This is a genomic window from Proteus sp. G2300 (assembly GCF_009915965.1).
GTDB classification, from domain to species: Bacteria; Pseudomonadota; Gammaproteobacteria; order Enterobacterales; family Enterobacteriaceae; genus Proteus; species Proteus vulgaris.
Genome location: NZ_JAABNK010000025.1, coordinates 12,352 through 31,570, shown reverse-complemented (window position 1 = coordinate 31,570; position 19,219 = coordinate 12,352). Strand labels below are relative to the sequence as shown.

Genomic DNA, 19,219 nt, shown 5'->3' with positions numbered 1-19,219 from the left:
CTCTCATGCTTAATATTGCAATTGCTGTATTTATAGGTGGTGGTTTAGGTAGCGTATTACGCTGGCTGATTAGCTACCGCCTAAATTCTATTCTTCCACATTTTGCCACAGGCACCTTTATTGCTAACTGTATTGGTGCCTTTATTATTGCTTTTGGTATTGCTTGGTTTAGCAAAGCACCGCATATTGATCCTATTTGGAAAATTATGCTAACAACGGGCTTTTGTGGCGGTTTGACAACCTTCTCAACCTTTTCGGTTGAAGTGGTTGCACTCTTAACGGAAGGTAAAATTGGATGGGCATTAAGTACAATGGGCGCTAACTTAGCGGGATCATTTTTAATGACTGCATTTGCATTTTGGTTATTACGTGAAATGTAATACTAGAAACATAAAAACCCGTTATTCAACGGGTTTAACTATATAAGAACATAAAAACCCGTTATTCAACGGGTTTTTACTGTCTCAAAGAAGTCGTTAATTAGATAGCGACAACGTTTGCAGCAGATGGCCCTTTCGCGCCGTCAGTAACTTCAAACTCTACTTTTTGACCTTCAGCAAGGGTTTTAAAGCCTTCTGATGTAATAGCGGAAAAGTGTACAAATACATCTTTACTGCCATCTTCTGGAGTGATAAAACCAAAACCTTTAGTTTCGTTAAACCACTTAACGTTACCTTTTAATTTAGACATCAAGTTTACCTTTAAAATAGAAAATAAACGCAAGCGTTTTGCGTTGGCTATAGTAAAACAAAAATGATGATTCCCTGTCCACAGTCTAGATCACGAAACTCACATTTTTTTTCTGCCAAATGATTAATATTCAGACAAATCCCATGACTTAACACAGCGTTCACTTAAGAAACAATACTTAATACTTACAATCTGAACTATTCATCAATCTCTATTTTTTCATATTGAAGTAGCCAACGCTTAATATCTACCCCCCCCGTGTAACCGACTAACTTGCCGTTATGGCCAATAACACGATGACAAGGAATAATTAAAGAAATCGGATTTCGTGAATTCGCCATTCCTACCGCTCTGCAATAATTGACTGAACCTAATGTAAGTGCCAATTTTTTATAACTCCAAACTTCGCCAAAAGGAATAGTTTGTAATGTTTTCCAAACTCGACTTTGGAATTCTGTTCCCTCTGGCGCCAACGGGATAGAAAAAGTTGTACGATTACCTGCAAAATACTCTTTTAGTTGTTTTATACACTGTTTAATAACAGTGCTTGAATTCACAGCAATATCTTTATCATTTACAAAATAGAGGCTGGTGATCCCTTTTTCATTTGCTGTAATAGAGATATAGGGTTTTGGGAAACCTATAGGTGCATCGAGATAGTCTTGGTACATAATATTTTCTCTGCTGATTTGTCTGTAACAATAAGATTAAATCATGCTGGATTGATAAAGCAATCATCTAATTACTCGTATATCTAATAAAAATTGATCCATCGAGTGATGAAAAAATAAAATTAGTGCGCTAACCTTTTAATTTTAATGATAATCATTATCAAAATACAAAAACACTATATATTGTATGGTTGAAAATAAATAACTCTATATATAGTATTTAAGTACTTCTCATTATGGATGTGAAAACAGACGCATCCATATTTTTATAAGGGTTATTTTTTATGTCTGTTATCCTCTATACCAAGCCAAATTGCGTTCAATGCAGCGCCACAGAGCGTGCGTTAAAACAAAAAAACATTCCATTTGTTGCAGTTGATCTGACCCAAGATACACAAGCCTTAGCGCAAATTGTCTCTATGGGATATCGCCAAGTTCCCGTCGTTGTTCATGGAGAACAACATTGGTCCGGTTTCTGCCCTGATAAGATAGGACAAATTACGCTCTAAAGGAGCCTCTTATGCAAACTGCACCTTTGATCTATTTCTCAAGTCGCTCAGAAAACTGTCATCGCTTTGTGCAAAAGCTCAATTTACAAGCGACTAGAATTATTGAAGATGAAATCTTGCTCGCAACACAACCCTTTGTGTTGCTTTGCCCTACTTATGGTGGCGGTGGAACTAAAGGTGCAGTTCCTAAGGCGGTTATTCAGTTTTTAAATATTCCTGAAAATCGTCAATTAATACGTGGTGTTATTGCTTCTGGAAATACAAACTTTGGTGCAGCTTATGGGTTAGCAGGTGACATCATTGCACAAAAATGCCAAATCCCTTTTTTGTATCGATTTGAATTATTAGGCACACCAGAAGATGAAAAACGCGTAAAAACCGGCTTAAGGACGTTTTGGTCTAATCTGGCAGACCAATGTGTCACGAGATAATTAACATGACAACATCAATAGAACAACTTGATTACCATGCCTTAAACGCCATGCTAAATCTCTATGATGAGCAAGGTAATATTCAGTTTGATAAAGACAAATTAGCAACGCATCATTTTTTTCGTCAACATGTAAATCAAAATACGGTATTTTTTCATGATCTAAAAGAAAAGCTCGAGTTTTTAGTACAGCAACACTATTACGAAACTCAAGTGCTAGAACAATATGAATTTGCCTTTATCAAACAGCTATTCAAACATGCTTATAGCAAAAAATTTCGCTTTCAATCTTTTTTAGGGGCTTTTAAGTACTATACCAGTTACACCTTAAAAACATTTGATGGCGAGCGTTACCTTGAACGCTATGAAGATCGCGTCTGTATGGTTGCCCTCACCCTTGCAAAAGGTGATACCGAGCTTGCCATTCATCTTGTTGATGAAATTATTAGTGGTCGTTTCCAACCCGCCACACCAACATTCCTAAATTGTGGAAAACAACAGCGTGGTGAGTTGGTTTCCTGCTTTCTATTGCGTATCGAAGATAATATGGAATCTATTGGTCGATCGGTAAATTCGGCATTACAGCTTTCTAAACGGGGAGGTGGTGTCGCATTTCTACTCACTAATTTACGTGAAGCCGGTGCACCCATTAAACGAATTGAAAATCAATCTTCAGGGGTTGTCCCTGTTATGAAAATGCTTGAAGATGCGTTTTCCTATGCAAACCAATTAGGTGCAAGGCAAGGCGCAGGGGCAGTTTATCTTCATGCCCACCACCCTGATATTTATTATTTTCTTGATACAAAAAGAGAAAATGCAGATGAAAAAGTCAGGATCAAAACACTCTCTTTAGGCGTAGTAATTCCAGATATCACATTTGAGTTAGCGAAACGCAATGAAGATATGTATCTCTTCTCACCTTATGATGTAGAGCGTGTTTATGGCGTACCAATGTCAGAAATCAGTATTAGCGAAAAATACAGTGAGATGGTGAATAACTCACAAATTCGTAAAAAGAAAATTAAAGCGAGAGAGTTCTTCCAAACACTTGCCGAAATTCAATTTGAATCTGGCTATCCTTATATCATGTTTGAAGATGCGGTAAATCGAGCAAATCCTATTGCGGGTAGAATTAACATGAGTAATCTTTGCTCTGAAATTTTACAAGTCAACAGCGCAAGTCAGTATCATCCAGATTTAAGCTATCGCCATATCGGTCATGACATCAGTTGTAACTTAGGTTCTATGAATATTGCTATGGCAATGGACTCCCCTAACTTCGCTCATACCGTCAGCACTGCAGTTAGAGCATTAAGCAATGTCTCTGAAATGACGAAAATTGAGTCTGTTCCTTCTATTGAAAAAGGTAATCTCGCTTCTCATGCGATTGGTTTAGGGCAAATGAATTTGCATGGCTACTTAGCACGTGAAGGAATTTATTACGGCTCTGAAGAAGCATTAGATTTCACCAATATCTATTTTTATACCGTCACTTATTATGCGTTATTAGCTTCAAACCAATTAGCTATTGAAAAAAAACAACACTTTAAAGGTTTTAAGAATTCAAAATACGCAACAGGTGAATACTTTAATAAGTATGTATCACAACAATGGTTGCCTAAAACACAAAAAGTCCACCAGTTATTTAGCCAATCGAATATTCATATTCCTACACAAGAAGATTGGCAAACACTCCAGTTGTCTATTATGACATATGGGATTTATAACCAAAACTTACAAGCGATCCCCCCGACCGGATCTATCTCCTATATCAATCATTCCACATCAAGCATTCATCCTATTGTAGCCCCAATAGAAATCAGGAAAGAAGGTAAAATTGGACGGGTTTATTATCCAGCCCCATTTATGACTAATGAAAATCGCCAGTATTATCAAGATGCTTATGAAATTGGTGCAGAAAAAATTATCGACACCTATGCAGAAGCGTCACAACATATTGATCAAGGTTTATCACTAACGTTGTTCTTTTCTGATGAAGCCACAACAAGAGATATTAACAAAGCGCAAATTTATGCATGGCGTAAGGGTATTAAAACCTTGTATTACATTCGTATCCGACAATCCGCATTAGCAGGCACTGAAATAAAAGGCTGTGTTTCGTGTGCACTTTAATAATTACAAGAAGGAAAATATAACATGTCATCACCTTTATTAAGTCACGTTAATGCAATTAACTGGAATCGTATTGAGGATGAAAAAGATTTAGAAGTTTGGAATCGTTTAACCATGAATTTTTGGTTACCTGAAAAAATTCCACTCTCTAATGACATTCCTTCTTGGAGCACCTTAACACAAGCCGAAAAACAGCTCACTATTCGTGTTTTTACTGGATTAACATTACTGGATACTATTCAAAATACTGTGGGGGCGCCGACATTGATACCCGATGCACTGACGCCACATGAAGAAGCGGTATTATCCAATATCTGTTTTATGGAAGCGGTTCATGCTCGCTCTTACAGTTCAATATTTTCCACCCTCTGTTTAACAGCAGATGTTGATGAAGCATATCGTTGGAGTGAAGAAAATCCTTATCTACAAAAGAAAGCTGATATTATTCTGCGCTACTACCAAGACCCTGATCCTTTAAAGAAGAAAATCGCTAGCGTATTTTTAGAATCATTTTTATTTTACTCCGGATTCTATTTACCTATGTATTGGTCAAGTAGAGGAAAATTAACGAATACAGCTGATTTAATTCGACTTATTATTCGTGATGAAGCCGTTCATGGTTATTATATTGGCTATAAATTTCAAAATCATTTATTAAGTAAATCTGAATTAGAAAAACAAGATATTAAAGATTTTGCGTTCTCATTATTATTAGATTTATATGACAATGAAGTTAAATATACCGAAGATCTTTATGACACAGTTGGTTGGACTGAAGATGTAAAAAAATTCCTTCATTATAATGCAAATAAAGCATTAATGAATTTAGGTTATGAGGCCTTATTCCCTGATGAAATAACAAATGTCAGTGCTGCTATTCTATCATCACTGTCACCTGATGCTAATGAAAATCACGATTTCTTTTCTGGCTCGGGTTCATCCTATGTTATTGGAAAAACCATTAACACCGAAGATGATGATTGGGATTTTTAATTTCTCTTATTAACTATCAAATATGACCACAGAATAGCAATACATTCAAATTAATTATATATCAACATAAAAACATAATGCATTGAAAAATATAATTTATTTTTTAATGCATTTTTTATTGTTCATAAAAGCAACTAATTGTATGGTTTTTACCGTTCGATTTATTCAAATAACCAATTTTTTACGAATGATTTTTCAGTTTTTCTTAAATAACCACTCAGATCAGGGTAACATTAATTAGATTATCTAATGTATTTTGGTTTTTTTTCATTTTTATTTTTCTTACTTTCTGCTGTTTCTTTACTCTTTCATTATTCTTTTTATTGAGATCCTAATTAAAATCTCAATATCTAAAAAAAGAAAGTTATTTCAGTTGGTTAACCAATATATCAACGCTTAACAATAAATTTATATTTCACTTTATTTAATTATTAATCATTAAAAAAAAAATTAAAAAAAGAGATTTTTTTTAATTAATTATAATGAACATAGGGTTGTCAGACTCGATCATTGTGGTAGGGTATTTCCCTTACTAAAAATTTTATTTTAGGAAAATAACGATACTCATTAATTAATATTTAATTTATTCCTTCTAATATTTAAATAGGAAACTATATATTGCATGGCAATTAAACTTGAAGTGAAAAACCTCTACAAGGTATTTGGCGAACATCCTAAACGTGCCTTTGAATTATTAGAATCTGGTATGAATAAAGATCAGATTTTTGATAAAACAGGGCTTACAGTAGGCGTTCAAAATGCAAATCTGGCAATTGAAGAAGGCGAAATATTTGTCATTATGGGCTTATCTGGCTCCGGTAAATCCACACTAGTCCGCCTTCTCAATCGTCTGATCTCTCCTACAAAAGGAGAAGTGCTTATTGATGGCGAAAATATTGCGACTATGTCGGATAAAGAGTTACGCCAAGTACGCCGTAAAAAAATCAGTATGGTATTTCAGTCATTCGCCTTAATGCCACATATGAACATACTTGATAACACAGCCTTCGGAATGGATCTCGCAGGATTAAGCAAAGACGAGCGTTATAAAAAAGCAATGGATGCATTAGAGCAAGTCAATCTTGGTAGTTATGCTCATTCTTGGCCTGATGAGCTATCAGGCGGAATGCGTCAACGTATTGGCCTAGCTCGTGCTTTAGCCAATGATCCCGATATCTTATTAATGGATGAGGCTTTCTCAGCACTTGACCCTTTAATTCGTACCGAAATGCAAGATGAATTATTGAGCTTACAAGGCGATAAACAGCGTACTATTGTATTTATTTCTCATGATCTTGACGAAGCAATGCGTATTGGTGATCGAATTGCCATTATGCAAGGTGGAGTTGTAGTCCAAATCGGTACACCGGATGAAATACTCAATAACCCAGCTAATGATTATGTGCGTACATTCTTCCGTGGGGTTGATATTAGCCACGTATTTAGTGCCAAAGATATCGCCAAACGTCGCCCTGAAACCTTATTGCATATCGCACCTGGCTTTGGTCCTCGCTCAGCATTAAAAGTGCTTGAAGATGAAGATAGAAATTTTGGTTATCTCATTGAGCGAGGTAGAAAGTTTATCGGTATTGTTTCGGTAAATTCTCTTGAAGAGGCTCTCAAAAATAAACGGTCTATTGAATCAGCTATTTTATCCGAACCCTGTGCCATTAATGGTGATACCCCTCTAAATGAGCTGATTTCAACGGTTGCACAATCTCCCTGTGCTATTCCTGTTATTGATGAAAAAAACCGTTATATAGGTTTGATTTCTAAAGGAATGTTACTACAAGCACTGGATAAGGAGACGCCAAATGAGTAATACAAATAATCAAGATACTGCATGGGATACCACTTCCCAAGAAACAACCACAAGCGATACCACACAAGAGACACCCCATAGCGTAAATGATGATCCTTGGGCAACAACCAATACAAGTACAACCGAAAGCGACCCTTGGAGTAGTACTGATAGTTCATCAGCAGATACCGATCCATGGGGAACAACAGGTAGCGGTAGTGAAAATATTGATACATCATCTACAGGCACTGACTGGTTAGATGCAACACCTACCGATGTTACGTCAGATTCTTTTAATCTTATGGATCCCTTTCACAACACACTTATCCCTTTAGATTCATGGGTTACTGAAGCGATTGACTGGATCGTGTTACACTTTCGCCCCGTTTTCCAAGGCATCCGTGTACCCGTTGATTTTGTGTTAAGTGGTTTTGAAAATTTCTTAACCTCAATGCCAGCACCTGTTGCCATTATTCTATTTTCACTGATTGCATGGCAACTTTCAGGCAAAGTAATGGGGATCACTTCGTTTATCTCACTGATATTAATTGGTGCTATTGGCGCGTGGTCTGAAGCCATGGTTACCCTTGCTTTAGTTCTTACCTCCTTACTATTCTGTCTAATAATCGGGCTTCCTTTAGGGATATGGCTTGCTAGTAGTGATAGAGCATCAAAAATCGTCCGTCCTTTGCTCGATGCCATGCAGACCACACCCGCATTCGTCTACTTAGTGCCCATCGTGATGCTATTTGGTATTGGTAATGTACCGGGAGTTGTAGTCACTATCATTTTTGCATTGCCACCTATTGTGAGACTAACCATTTTAGGGATCAAACAAGTGCCAGAGGATTTAATTGAAGCTGCTCAATCATTTGGGGCAAATCCTCGACAAATGTTGTTTAAAGTGCAATTGCCACTCGCTATGCCAACCATTATGGCTGGTGTAAACCAAACCTTGATGTTAGCACTTTCAATGGTTGTTATTGCATCAATGATAGCCGTTGGTGGATTAGGTCAAATGGTATTGCGTGGTATTGGTCGCCTTGATATGGGGCTTGCTGCCGTCGGAGGGGCCGGTATTGTTATTCTTGCGATTATCCTTGACCGATTAACACAATCTTTAGGTCAAAATAGCCGTCATAAAGGTAACCGATGCTGGTATATGACAGGTCCTATTGGCTTAATTTGCCGACTCTTTGGCAAAAAAGCATCGTAATATATATTCACTATTAATTAAAAATCTATAAAAAACATCACGTTCAATCAATATAAGAAATAGAGGCGACAGTTCGCTGTCGCTATTTATCTCTTACCATCACAACAGAAGGAAAAACTATGCGTAATCCAGTTATCTGGGCAACCGTATTGTCCGCCACACTGATAAGCACCCAGTTATCCGCTGCTGATTTACCTGGAAAAGGGATTTCGGTTCAACCTGTGCAAAGTACGATTTCTGAAGAAACCTTTCAAACCTTAATCGTTAACAAAGCACTAGAGCAATTAGGCTACACGGTTCAACCGATTAAAGAAGTCGATTACAATGTTGCTTATTCCTCTATCGCCAACGGTGATGCCACCTTTATGGCCGTAAGTTGGGTTCCACTTCATAACTCACAATATGAAGCTGCGGGTGGCGATAACACTTTTTATCGTAAAGGTGATTATGTCGTTAACGCAGCTCAAGGTTACTTAATTGATAAGAAAACGGCTGAAAAATACAACATTACCAATATTGAGCAATTTAAAGATCCTAAAATCGCCAAACTCTTTGATGCCAATGGTGATGGTAAAGCCGACTTAACAGGTTGCAACCCGGGTTGGGGTTGTGAAGAAGCTATCAATAATCATTTAAAAGCCTATGATTTAGAAAAATCGGTTACACATAACCAAGGTAACTATGCAGCGATGATGGCAGATACTATTACTCGCTATAAAGAAGGTAAACCTATCTTCTATTATACATGGACGCCATATTGGATAAGTGATGTATTAAAGCCAGGTAAAGATGTTGTTTGGTTACAAGTACCGTTCTCATCTTTACCCGGTGATGATAAAACAGACACCACATTGGCAAATGGGAAAAACTACGGTTTTCCACCAAGCACCATGCATATCGCTGCAAATAAAAAGTGGGCAGAAGATAATCCAGCAGCAGCAAAACTCTTTGAAGTCATGAAAATGTCTGTTGCCGATATCAATGCGCAGAATTTGCGTATGCATAATGGTCAAAAATCACAAGCTGATATTGAGCGTCATGCAAATGCATGGATCAAAGCCCATCAGAAAACGTTTGATGGCTGGGTTGAACAAGCTCGAAGTGCAGCAAAGTAATATGATGAAATAACACATAATCTAAAAAGATGATAACTAAAAGCAGGCTACAATATTGTGGTCTGTTTTTTTATAAATAATTAAAATTACACATCATTAAACAAAATACATTTATACAATAAAAAATCATTTTAACACTATTCTATAGTTAAGATTATTCTCCTTATTAAACACTTAAATCTCCCTTTCTTTCATTCACTCATTTCTTCAATTATGATTATTTTTTTCTCCAGTTGCCATTTTTGGCATGCTCATTCTCATATTGAAGATTTAGATAAGGAATAAATTGTGTCTTATACTAACAAACCTGTACCTGAAGAAATTAAACGTTGGAACTGGGGGGCTTTCATGTTTAATATTATTTGGGGATTTGGCAATAAATCCTATCTTCCATTATTAGCACTCGTTCCTTTACTTAATCTTATCTGGATTTTTATCTGTGGTATTAAAGGTAATGAATGGGCATGGAAGAAGGGTGACTACGATTCTGTTGAAACCTTTATGAAAGTACAAGAAACATGGAATAGAGCGGGCTTTATTTACTTTATTATCAGCATCATTATGGCTGTTATTTTCTTTATTTTCTTCTTCACTACCATGATGGCAATGATTGCAACTTCTGCATCACAAGGTTATTGATTCAATATATTGGGTATTGACCTCTAAATTTACAATAAACCCCATATTATCATGGGGTTTATTTTTTTAACGTATATATCAACTGGCGTTAATATTAGAAGCGTTTTACCACAGTAAATCGATAGTCGCGTCCTACACCTGAAACTGATTCCCCTAAATAAGGATAATAATCACGGTTAAATATATTCGCGACAGTAAAACGCACCTCCGTATTCTTTATAAAAGACGGTTCCCAATTCGCAAATAAACCATGGATTGCATAACCTTTACTTTTTGGTAGAGACCAATAAGTGGCATTAGGATCAGCATCTGTTGGTGAACGTCGTTGAGCACCAATAAAATCACCAGTCCACCCCATATTAATATTAATACTAGGGACTTTTACACCAACTGTGGCATGTAAAGCATCCGGTTGAATTTCAGCAATCCATGTTTTCTGACCAAACCACGGATCACGTGGTGATTGATCCCGTTTTCCTTTCATTGTTGAATACGCTAAACGACCGAATACATTAGGGCTATTATAAAAGGCTTCAATTTCCAGTCCTTGAATATGGTAACCTGGTAAATTACGGTAGTTACCGATGGAAGGCGGGCAATTTCTATTATGTCCATCCACCTTTTGGCTTTCACAATAAACACCGCGACGACGGAAGATTTCGTCTTTACCTCGAGTATCAAACAGTGTTGTTCTTAACTGCAGTTGGTCTTCTCGTTGAATAACACTTTCAAAGTCTGCAATTGCGCCAATCCGTGTAGCTCTTACTGTTTCCTTGTCTAGATGACGGCTCGTGCCTGTTAAGCTAGAAATACTTCCTTGTACTTCATACTGCTCATCAATCAATGGTGCTCGCCATGTATAGGTTAAATCACCAAAGAATCTGAAATTCTTGTTCATTTTCCATAATAAACCTAAATGAGGTGTTGCCCCTCGATAGGTTACATCAGAGTAATCATGACCATAATAGGGATCAGGATCTTGATAGGTAATAGCTCGACTACCTTTACCTTTGTTTTTAACAATATCGTAGCGCACTCCCGGTGTTATCGTCAGATTTCTATAACTTATTGAATCTTGAAGATAGAAGCTGGTTGTCGTTTGCGTTCCTTCAGGCATATAAGGTGGAGCATAATAACCATAATTATAATTTGGATTTTTCGCTTTATCTCGTGTAAACATTAAAACATCACGATCATTACGATGCCAGCGTGTTCCCACTAATACCTTATGTTCTAAAGCACCTTGCATAAGGGTGCTTTCGTTCTTAATTTCAATTTGATGATTGCGATAATCAACCCAGCTTTGATTTCCCATACTGCTACTAAAATAGGAACTTGCATTCTCAGGGCGGTTATCATTCTGTTTTGTCTTTGAATAACCATAAGTCAGTGTTAAATTAATTAAATCGGAATCAACTGGCTGAATATTCCATTTCACACTGAAGGTGTCATCTTTTTGATCACGATAAACTAATTTGCGCTTCATCGCCGCATCAAAGCCATATTTATCTACGTCAGCTTGACTAGGTTTAGCTAATTCATCACGTTTAGCCGCCCAAGGTGTCCAGCCATCACTTTCTGAGCGCGATGCTGATAACGTTAATGTTTGTGCTTCGGTTAGGTAGATATTGGTTTTAATTAAAAAAGAATCTTGATCAGATTGTGAATAACCAAATTTAGTTCCATCAGGACGTCTCAGATCATCACTTTCACGACGGTTAAAATAGAATAATCCGTCTGCTTGCCCATCAAGTAATTTACCGTATACCGCACCACTATAACGATTTTGTCTATCGTTTGTATGGTGACCATATTTTAAAAACATCCCAATATTCTGATCGGGTAATAATAAGTCATCGGGATCTTTGGTTTCAATTCTTACTGAACCACCAAACCCACCATTACCTTGAGTAATATTATGAGGGCCTTTATCAACATCAAGGCGACGTATTAATTCGGGATCAATAAAAATTGAACCTTGACGATATTTTTCAAAGGTTTTGGGCGTACCGTCAAGTGTGATTTTAATATCTTCAGGATTACCCATCCCCCAGATATTCAATGTTTGACCACCAGGCCTTGGGGAACCAGAAGATGAAATTCCGGGTAATTTGTCCACCAGCTCTGCAATATTATTAGGCTGAATTCGATCAATATCTTTTAGTGTCAGAACCGTACTCCCAGCATCAACACTCGAATTAAGCTCCCCCATCACGTAAATAGGCTCAATAATAATATTCTCACGCGGTTTTGATTGTATAGATATATCAGATTTAGCCGGTGTCGTTATTTCTGGTTTTACACTTTCAGTCGCATAGCTATTTAACGAAGTAAGTGAAGTCAATAATAATGCAATCGCTGATGATGAAAATGAAAATATCCCAATTCCCTGACGATAAGCATCATTTTTTGCTAAGAAATGGATCATAATAGTCGTATCTTTTATATGGTTATTGGTTTGATAAATGATTAGAGCTGTAACTAACATCGCCAATTATGATAATAATTATCATTATCTAGTTTTTTTGCATTTATCACTCAATACAGATAACTACACTATTGATACATTCTTGTTAGATTTAAATCTCATCTAAAATAATATTTATAATGAATTAAACTAATTTCATTGGTTATTATGAGGAAATAACTTATCCCTATTTTTAGTTCATTTCATTTGCTTAACGAATCATGATTACATAAAAATTACTAAAGAAAATTTAATCAATTATAAAGAGAAATGATAAGAAAAACACAGAACAATCTGATAATTATCATTATACTCCTTCTCTTTTTCTTTATTTAATCAGCTATCTAATTATTAATTCAAGTAAATTTCAAATATCACATTCTCTTTTAATTATTGAATAAATTAAACAATTAAAATAATGATATTCAACGAGATAAAAATCAGTTAATAATAAAATAAATAATATGAGGTAATATACGCACTTTTGAACACAAGGATGCGTCATGACAATTTATGACCTAAAACCCAAGTTTCAATCTCTTTTACGCCCTTATGTAAAACAGTTATTCACAAAAGGGATCACAGCAAATCAGGTCACACTTTTTGCCTTACTGTTATCCATTGCTGTTGGTGGATTACTTTTGCTTTATCCTTATCCCCATTTATTTTTATTGCTCCCTTTTGTCCTCTTTTTTCGTATGGCGCTTAATGCCATAGATGGCATGCTTGCACGAGAACATAATCAAAAAAGTGCGCTTGGGGCGATATTAAATGAAGCCAGCGATGTTATTTCAGATATTGCACTCTATCTCCCTTTTGCTTTTATTTTTCCACAAGCCTATTGGTGGATCATGCTGGCACTCTTTTTAATGATAATGACTGAGTTTTTAGGCGTGCTTGCCCAAACTATTCATGCGTCTCGTCGTTATGATGGCCCGATGGGAAAAAGTGATAGAGCCTTTATTTTCGGTGCTATCGCTTTTTTTATCGGATTATTCCCTTCCCTGACATTATCAGAAAACACGCATTATCTTTTTATTATTATTAATTTATTACTTTTGTTGACTTGTTATCACCGAATTCATCGCGCACTAAAAGAATCAACGATGACAGATAAAGATAAGGATACATCGTTATGAATCAACAACCGCAATATCAAACTCAAAGGAATATGTTTGAGTCTGAATTTACCACCAGCGATAAAACATCTTTGTATTATCGCCATTGGCCTGCTCAAATTACCACTGAACCAAAAGCAATTATTTTATTTCACCGAGGCCATGAACACTCAGGTCGTGTTTCTCATCTAGTGGATGAGTTAGATCTTCCTGATTTTTCAATGTTTGCTTGGGATGCTCGTGGACATGGTAAAAATCAAGGTGCTCGCGGTTATAGCCCATCAATGGGAACTTCAATAAAAGATATAGACGAATTCGTTCATTACGTTTCATCCAACTATAATATTCCAATGGAGAATATTCTGGTTGTTGGTCAAAGTGTAGGCGCCGTTTTAGTTACTGGTTGGGTACACGATTATGCCCCTAAGATCCGCGGTATGGTGTTAGCTTCCCCTGCATTTAAAGTGAAATTATATGTCCCTTTTGCACGCGCAGGTCTTGCCTTGATGCAAAAAGCTCGCGGGCTCTTTTATGTTAATTCATACGTGAAAGCCAAATACTTAACTCATGATCAAAGTCGCATCGACTCTTTTAACCAAGACTCGCTGATCACTCGCCCTATTGCCGTCAATATTTTATTAGAGCTTTATAAAACGGCTGATCGTGTTGTTGAAGATGCAAGTGCAATTACTTTACCAACACAATTATTTATTTCAGGCAATGATCATGTGGTTCACGCTAATCCTCAACATCTTTTCTATGAACGTTTAAATACATCTATCAAAGAAAAACATGTCTTACCAGGCTTTTACCACGACACTTTAGGTGAGAGAGACAGAGTTATTCCTATCAATAAAATGCGCAGTTTTATTGAAACTTTATTTGCACAACCACTTTATCAACATGATTACCAACATGAAGATACTTGGAGCCATAGTGCAGATGTTTATCGCGCATTACAGACACCACTTCCTAAATATTGTCCAAAAAGACTCTATTACAAAGTGCTTAGTCGTTCGATGAGTACTTTAGGTAAAGCATCTGAAGGTGTTGCTCTAGGTTACGATAAAGGTTTTGATTCCGGATCGACGCTGGACTATGTCTATCGTAATCAGCCTCAAGGGAAAGGCTTATTTGGTCGGGTTGTTGATAGACAATATTTAAATAGTATTGGTTGGCAAGGCATTCGCCAACGTAAAATCAATATTGAAAATACTATCCGCTATGCAATTCGCCAATTAATACAAAATAATATGCCTGTGCATATTATGGATATCGCTGCAGGACAAGGTCGCTATCTTTTTGATGCAATTAATGACTATGCTAAAGTCGATTCAATTTTAATGCGCGACTATAGCGCTATTAACGTTGAACAAGGCCGAATTGCCATAAAAGAACGTCATTTAGAAGATAAAGTACGTTTTGAAGAGGGTAACGCTTTTGATGCAGAAAGCCTAAGTGCAGTTTCACCATCACCAACATTAGGTATCGTGAGTGGACTTTATGAATTATTCCCTGAAAATCATCTGCTAAAAACATCTTTAAAAGGATTATCACAAGCAATTCCAAGTGGAGGATTACTGATTTACACTTGTCAGCCTTGGCACCCTCAACTTGAAATGATTGCCCGTGTATTACCTAGTCACCAAAATGGCCAACCATGGATCATGCGTTGTCGCAGTCAAGGTGAAATGGATGCACTAGTGGATGAAGCGGGTTTTGAAAAGCTCGATCAACAAATTGATCACTGGGGTATTTTTAGTGTATCTATAGCAAAACGTCGCTAACGAAATACGCTATAGCTAAATGAATTATCGCTATATGTTGCCATATAGCGATAATTTTAAGCAAACTGTAAAAATAGAAAAAACGATAAACAAAAAAGGAAATTTAGTATGGAGGGAACTCAGCGCTCTCAAATAACATCATCAAGAAAAAATATCTGGCTTGCTGGGATTGTATGGCTGTTATTTCTAGCTCCTTTTTTCTATTTAACTTATATGCAAGTCAATACTTACACTTCCACCTTATCTAATATTCCTTCTTTTGTTTATTCATGGGAAAAGGCAATTCCCTTTTTACCGTGGACAATCATTCCCTATTGGAGTGTGAATATTGCTTATGGTATTTCCCTACTTATATGTACAACATTAAGAGAACAATTTATACATGGAGTGCGTTTAATTGTTGCCTCTCTTATAGCCTGTGCCGGTTTTTTATTATTCCCTTTAAAATTTAGTTTTATTCGCCCAACAACAGAGGGCTTTTCTGGTTGGTTATTTACCCAATTAGAAGGCTTCGATTTACCTTATAACCAAGCCCCTTCTTTACACATTATTTTATTGTGGATTATTTGGTTACGTTTCCGTGCCCATACACCTAAATCGTGGCAGTGTTTTTTAAATTTATGGTCATTGTTAATAGCTATTTCTGTACTCACAACGTGGCAACATCATTTCATTGATATTATTACCGGCTTTGGTGCTGGTGTGTTTATTTGCTATTTATTACCAATAAGTTCACGTTGGAGATGGCATTTTACTGGCAGTAAACGCAGTTTGCGTATTGCCAAAAACTATGCATTATCTGCGACTGTGTTCTATTTGTTAGCCTTTGTGTTACAAGGGCCTTTTTGGTTTGCTCTCTGGCCTGCAATCACATTAACATTTGTGACATTAGGTTATTTAGGCGCTGGCGCTTCTATTTTTCAAAAAAACACACAAGGTGAAATTCCCCTTTCTGCACGAATAATCCTCTTACCTTATCGCTTTTTTGCATGGTGTACTTATCGTTATTATTTAAAACAGTGCCAAACACCAAGTTTAGTCACTGAAGGCATTTTATTAGGTAGTCGCCCTCTTTACGAATTAAACGCCAATGCGGTCTTTGATTTAACCTGTGAATGGCCAAGAAATAAATTTAGTCAAAATAAGCTTTATTTAGCGCAACCCCAAATCGATTTATTGCCTTTATCTCCAAATGATATTAACAAAGCAATGTTATCAATGGAGCAACTAAATCAAGCTGGAACTGTTTATATTCATTGCAAACTAGGCTATTCGCGTAGTGCAACCGTTGTTGTTGCTTGGTTAGTTTATAATGGCACAGTAGCGACATTAGAGGATGCGATAAAAAAAGTCTCTCAAGCTCGTCCTCACGTTATTTTAAATCCAGAAACACGAGAGGCGCTACAAAATTGGTATTCACATTTTCAGCACATTAAATAACGAGGCAACCATGTTAACAACTAAAACTAGTGGCAAAGTAATTGGCTCTTTAACACAAAGTTGGCGTTATTTACTGTTTTTATCACTTTTACCTTATTTGAGTACATGGCCTGTGTTTAGCCTTCATTTTCATAATAAACTGGCTTTTTTTGTTGCTTCCGTTTTGTTTCTATTAACCCAATACTCTCTTTTTCGCTTATGGCTTGATAGTCATCTTTTTCAAGCTCTATATCGCTATCAAGATGATGTTAGCTTTGATAAAAGCCTCTCTACACTATTTCCTAAACGCCCCCAAAAACAAACAATGGAAGCTCGCTGGCTAGGAACGAAGCGCCTATTCTCTTTTGCAATAATTGGCATTTCAATTCAATGGATATGGAACCTAGTTACTCTCTTTATTACCCTTTTTAGTTATTAAAAAGCACTATTAATAATGTTATTTAGTACATAAAACAATATGTTATAATAATTAAATATAAAGAGTTATATCAAATTAATTGAACATTTTTATCACAGTAATTCTTTTCTCAAAAAAATGACTCATGTTACTATCATTAACCTTACAAATGATTTGTTATGAGTATTATGGAAAACACCGCCCCACAAACATCACTTAGTAAAGGCCTTATTCTGCTCATGGCCGTTGCTACAGGCATGGTTGTCGCCAGTAACTACTACGCACAACCTCTACTTGATTCTATCGCAAATTATTTTCATATATCAGCGACATTAGCCGGATTTATTGTTACCACGGCGCAACTCAGTTATGCCGTAGGACTGATGCTATTGGTGCCTTTGGGAGATATTTTTGAACGCCGTTCACTCATTATTACCATGACATTAATTTCTGCCAGTGGGCTATTAATTACCGCTATCGCAACGAACATTTGGGTAATGTTAATTGGTACCGCGCTCTCTGGTATGTTCTCTGTAGTCGCCCAAATTCTAGTTCCTTTTGCAGCCACTCTCGCTGCACCACACCAACGAGGGAAAGCTGTTGGCACGATTATGAGTGGCCTTTTATTGGGTATTTTACTGGCTAGAACAGTGTCTGGGCTGATGGCATCATTTACAAATTGGCAAGGTATTTTTTGGGTTGCGAGTGTTTTTCTAACAATCTTAGCTATTACGTTATGGCGCTGTTTACCTACTTATAAAAGTCAAACAGACTTAAATTACGTTCAATTATTAGGTTCTATCTTCAAATTATTTGTTACAACCCCTGTACTTCGAACTCGTTCATTAATTGGTGCACTAATTTTTGCTCACTTTGGTTTATTGTGGACATCGATGGCCTTTTTGCTGGCATCAGATCCTTTTAACTACTCTGATGCAGTGATTGGATTGTTTGGTCTTGTGGGAGCCGCGGGTGCATTGATGGCGGGAAAAGCCGGTGTATTAGTTGATAAAGGAAAAGGTAAGAAAACCACCACAATAGGATTAGTTATTCTCCTTCTTTCTTGGGGTTTTATCATTATTGCACCTTATTATCACTGGGTTGGGCTCATCAGCTTTATTATTGGCGTTGTCCTGCTAGACTTAGCTGTTCAGGGAGTACATGTCACGAATCAAAGCACCATTTATCGTATTTTACCTGATGCGAGAAACCGTCTGACCGCAGCGTATATGACAAGCTATTTTATTGGCGGGGCATTAGGCTCTTTATTATCCGGTTATGCCTATCATCAATACGGATGGATGGGAGTTTCTATTGCTGGATTAGTTATTGCCGTTATAGGCCTTATTGTTTGGTTATTAGGTTATAGAAATGATCCAATCATCCATGCTGAATAATCTTTAGGCCCACGGAAGGGTTATATTATTCCTACAATCCCACTCTAATCAGAATAAAATGTGAATGTTTTAACAGCGTGATTACTATTGATGTATATCATCATCCCATTCTTTATTAAGAAAATTATATCAATCTTACCAATAAAGCACATTGGCGATAATTTAAAATCGTTATTATCATCATGGTAACCATTAGCAGTAAAAATAAATTTATTACGTGTTTTATCGTAAAAAACGATCCGTTTTTTCGCAAATAGACTACTATTCATTGTCAGATAAGTGATAAATTGATTTTACTAACTTATTGCAAAGAGATAAGTACCTATCCTTTTTTTTATGTTATCATTCAAAAAATTTATGAATCAGGTAACATAATCAAAAAAACATAGTGACTATAAATAATAAAAATTGCTAAA

At 36.5% G+C, this 19,219-nt stretch carries 17 protein-coding genes; 14 read left to right on the top strand and 3 right to left on the bottom strand.

Annotation, left to right across the window (positions count from 1 at the left end; all coding sequences use genetic code 11):
- Positions 1-5: 5 nt before the first annotated feature.
- Entirely contained in the window at positions 6-380 is a 375-nt protein-coding gene (gene crcB, locus GWI97_RS16195) for a fluoride efflux transporter CrcB (RefSeq protein WP_036938587.1), read from the top strand.
- Positions 381-480: 100 nt separating this feature from the next.
- On the opposite strand, the gene cspE is transcribed toward crcB, so the two are convergent.
- Together cspE and GWI97_RS16185 are read right to left on the bottom strand one after the other, a co-directional pair.
- Positions 481-690, bottom strand: a complete 210-nt coding sequence (cspE, locus tag GWI97_RS16190) for a transcription antiterminator/RNA stability regulator CspE (RefSeq protein WP_023581133.1) — start codon at positions 688-690, stop codon at positions 481-483.
- Positions 691-887: 197 nt separating this feature from the next.
- Complete coding sequence (locus GWI97_RS16185; protein ID WP_036938589.1) at positions 888-1,361, bottom strand: methylated-DNA--[protein]-cysteine S-methyltransferase; 474 nt, start codon at positions 1,359-1,361, stop codon at positions 888-890.
- Between the two features lie 284 nt (positions 1,362-1,645).
- Here GWI97_RS16185 and nrdH point away from each other — a divergent pair, with 284 nt between their 5' ends.
- The 8 genes from nrdH to GWI97_RS16145 all read left to right on the top strand — a co-directional run bounded on the left by nrdH (position 1,646) and on the right by GWI97_RS16145 (position 10,197).
- On the top strand, positions 1,646-1,870 hold the full coding sequence (gene nrdH, locus GWI97_RS16180; RefSeq protein WP_036938591.1) for a glutaredoxin-like protein NrdH: 225 nt from the start codon (positions 1,646-1,648) through the stop codon (positions 1,868-1,870).
- A gap of 11 nt (positions 1,871-1,881) precedes the next feature.
- Positions 1,882-2,301: a class Ib ribonucleoside-diphosphate reductase assembly flavoprotein NrdI gene (gene nrdI, locus GWI97_RS16175; protein ID WP_036938593.1), complete on the top strand. Its 420-nt coding sequence runs from the start codon at positions 1,882-1,884 to the stop codon at positions 2,299-2,301.
- A gap of 5 nt (positions 2,302-2,306) precedes the next feature.
- The gene (nrdE, locus tag GWI97_RS16170) at positions 2,307-4,433 is read left to right on the top strand and encodes a class 1b ribonucleoside-diphosphate reductase subunit alpha (RefSeq protein WP_036938594.1); all 2,127 of its coding nucleotides are present in this window, start codon (positions 2,307-2,309) and stop codon (positions 4,431-4,433) included.
- A 24-nt stretch (positions 4,434-4,457) separates the two neighbouring features.
- A complete protein-coding gene (gene nrdF / locus GWI97_RS16165; RefSeq protein WP_036938595.1) occupies positions 4,458-5,426 on the top strand; it encodes a class 1b ribonucleoside-diphosphate reductase subunit beta in 969 nt (322 codons plus the stop codon).
- 622 nt (positions 5,427-6,048) lie between these two features.
- On the top strand, positions 6,049-7,248 hold the full coding sequence (gene proV, locus GWI97_RS16160) for a glycine betaine/L-proline ABC transporter ATP-binding protein ProV (RefSeq protein WP_036938597.1): 1,200 nt from the start codon (positions 6,049-6,051) through the stop codon (positions 7,246-7,248).
- Positions 7,241-8,443: a glycine betaine/L-proline ABC transporter permease ProW gene (gene proW / locus GWI97_RS16155; protein WP_087802734.1), complete on the top strand. Its 1,203-nt coding sequence runs from the start codon at positions 7,241-7,243 to the stop codon at positions 8,441-8,443. The genes proV and proW overlap by 8 nt, the downstream gene beginning before the upstream one ends.
- A gap of 119 nt (positions 8,444-8,562) precedes the next feature.
- Entirely contained in the window at positions 8,563-9,558 is a 996-nt protein-coding gene (proX, locus tag GWI97_RS16150) for a glycine betaine/L-proline ABC transporter substrate-binding protein ProX (RefSeq protein WP_087802737.1), read from the top strand.
- A gap of 288 nt (positions 9,559-9,846) precedes the next feature.
- On the top strand, positions 9,847-10,197 hold the full coding sequence (locus GWI97_RS16145; RefSeq protein WP_036938603.1) for a hypothetical protein: 351 nt from the start codon (positions 9,847-9,849) through the stop codon (positions 10,195-10,197).
- A gap of 94 nt (positions 10,198-10,291) precedes the next feature.
- On the opposite strand, the gene GWI97_RS16140 is transcribed toward GWI97_RS16145, so the two are convergent.
- Entirely contained in the window at positions 10,292-12,625 is a 2,334-nt protein-coding gene (locus GWI97_RS16140) for a TonB-dependent hemoglobin/transferrin/lactoferrin family receptor (RefSeq protein ID WP_226905402.1), read from the bottom strand.
- A gap of 542 nt (positions 12,626-13,167) precedes the next feature.
- On the opposite strand from GWI97_RS16140, the gene GWI97_RS16135 reads away from it, so the two are divergent.
- From GWI97_RS16135 to GWI97_RS16115, 5 genes are all read left to right on the top strand, one after another.
- Positions 13,168-13,803: a CDP-alcohol phosphatidyltransferase family protein gene (locus GWI97_RS16135; RefSeq protein ID WP_036938605.1), complete on the top strand. Its 636-nt coding sequence runs from the start codon at positions 13,168-13,170 to the stop codon at positions 13,801-13,803.
- On the top strand, positions 13,800-15,569 hold the full coding sequence (locus GWI97_RS16130) for a bifunctional alpha/beta hydrolase/class I SAM-dependent methyltransferase (RefSeq protein ID WP_161752143.1): 1,770 nt from the start codon (positions 13,800-13,802) through the stop codon (positions 15,567-15,569). Before GWI97_RS16135 ends, GWI97_RS16130 begins: the two co-directional genes overlap by 4 nt.
- Before the next feature lie 108 nt (positions 15,570-15,677).
- Positions 15,678-17,009: a phosphatase PAP2/dual specificity phosphatase family protein gene (locus tag GWI97_RS16125; RefSeq protein ID WP_161752142.1), complete on the top strand. Its 1,332-nt coding sequence runs from the start codon at positions 15,678-15,680 to the stop codon at positions 17,007-17,009.
- Positions 17,010-17,019: 10 nt separating this feature from the next.
- A complete protein-coding gene (locus GWI97_RS16120) occupies positions 17,020-17,427 on the top strand; it encodes a hypothetical protein (RefSeq protein ID WP_036938613.1) in 408 nt (135 codons plus the stop codon).
- A 167-nt stretch (positions 17,428-17,594) separates the two neighbouring features.
- Positions 17,595-18,803, top strand: a complete 1,209-nt coding sequence (locus tag GWI97_RS16115; protein WP_161752141.1) for an MFS transporter — start codon at positions 17,595-17,597, stop codon at positions 18,801-18,803.
- Positions 18,804-19,219: the final 416 nt, after the last annotated feature.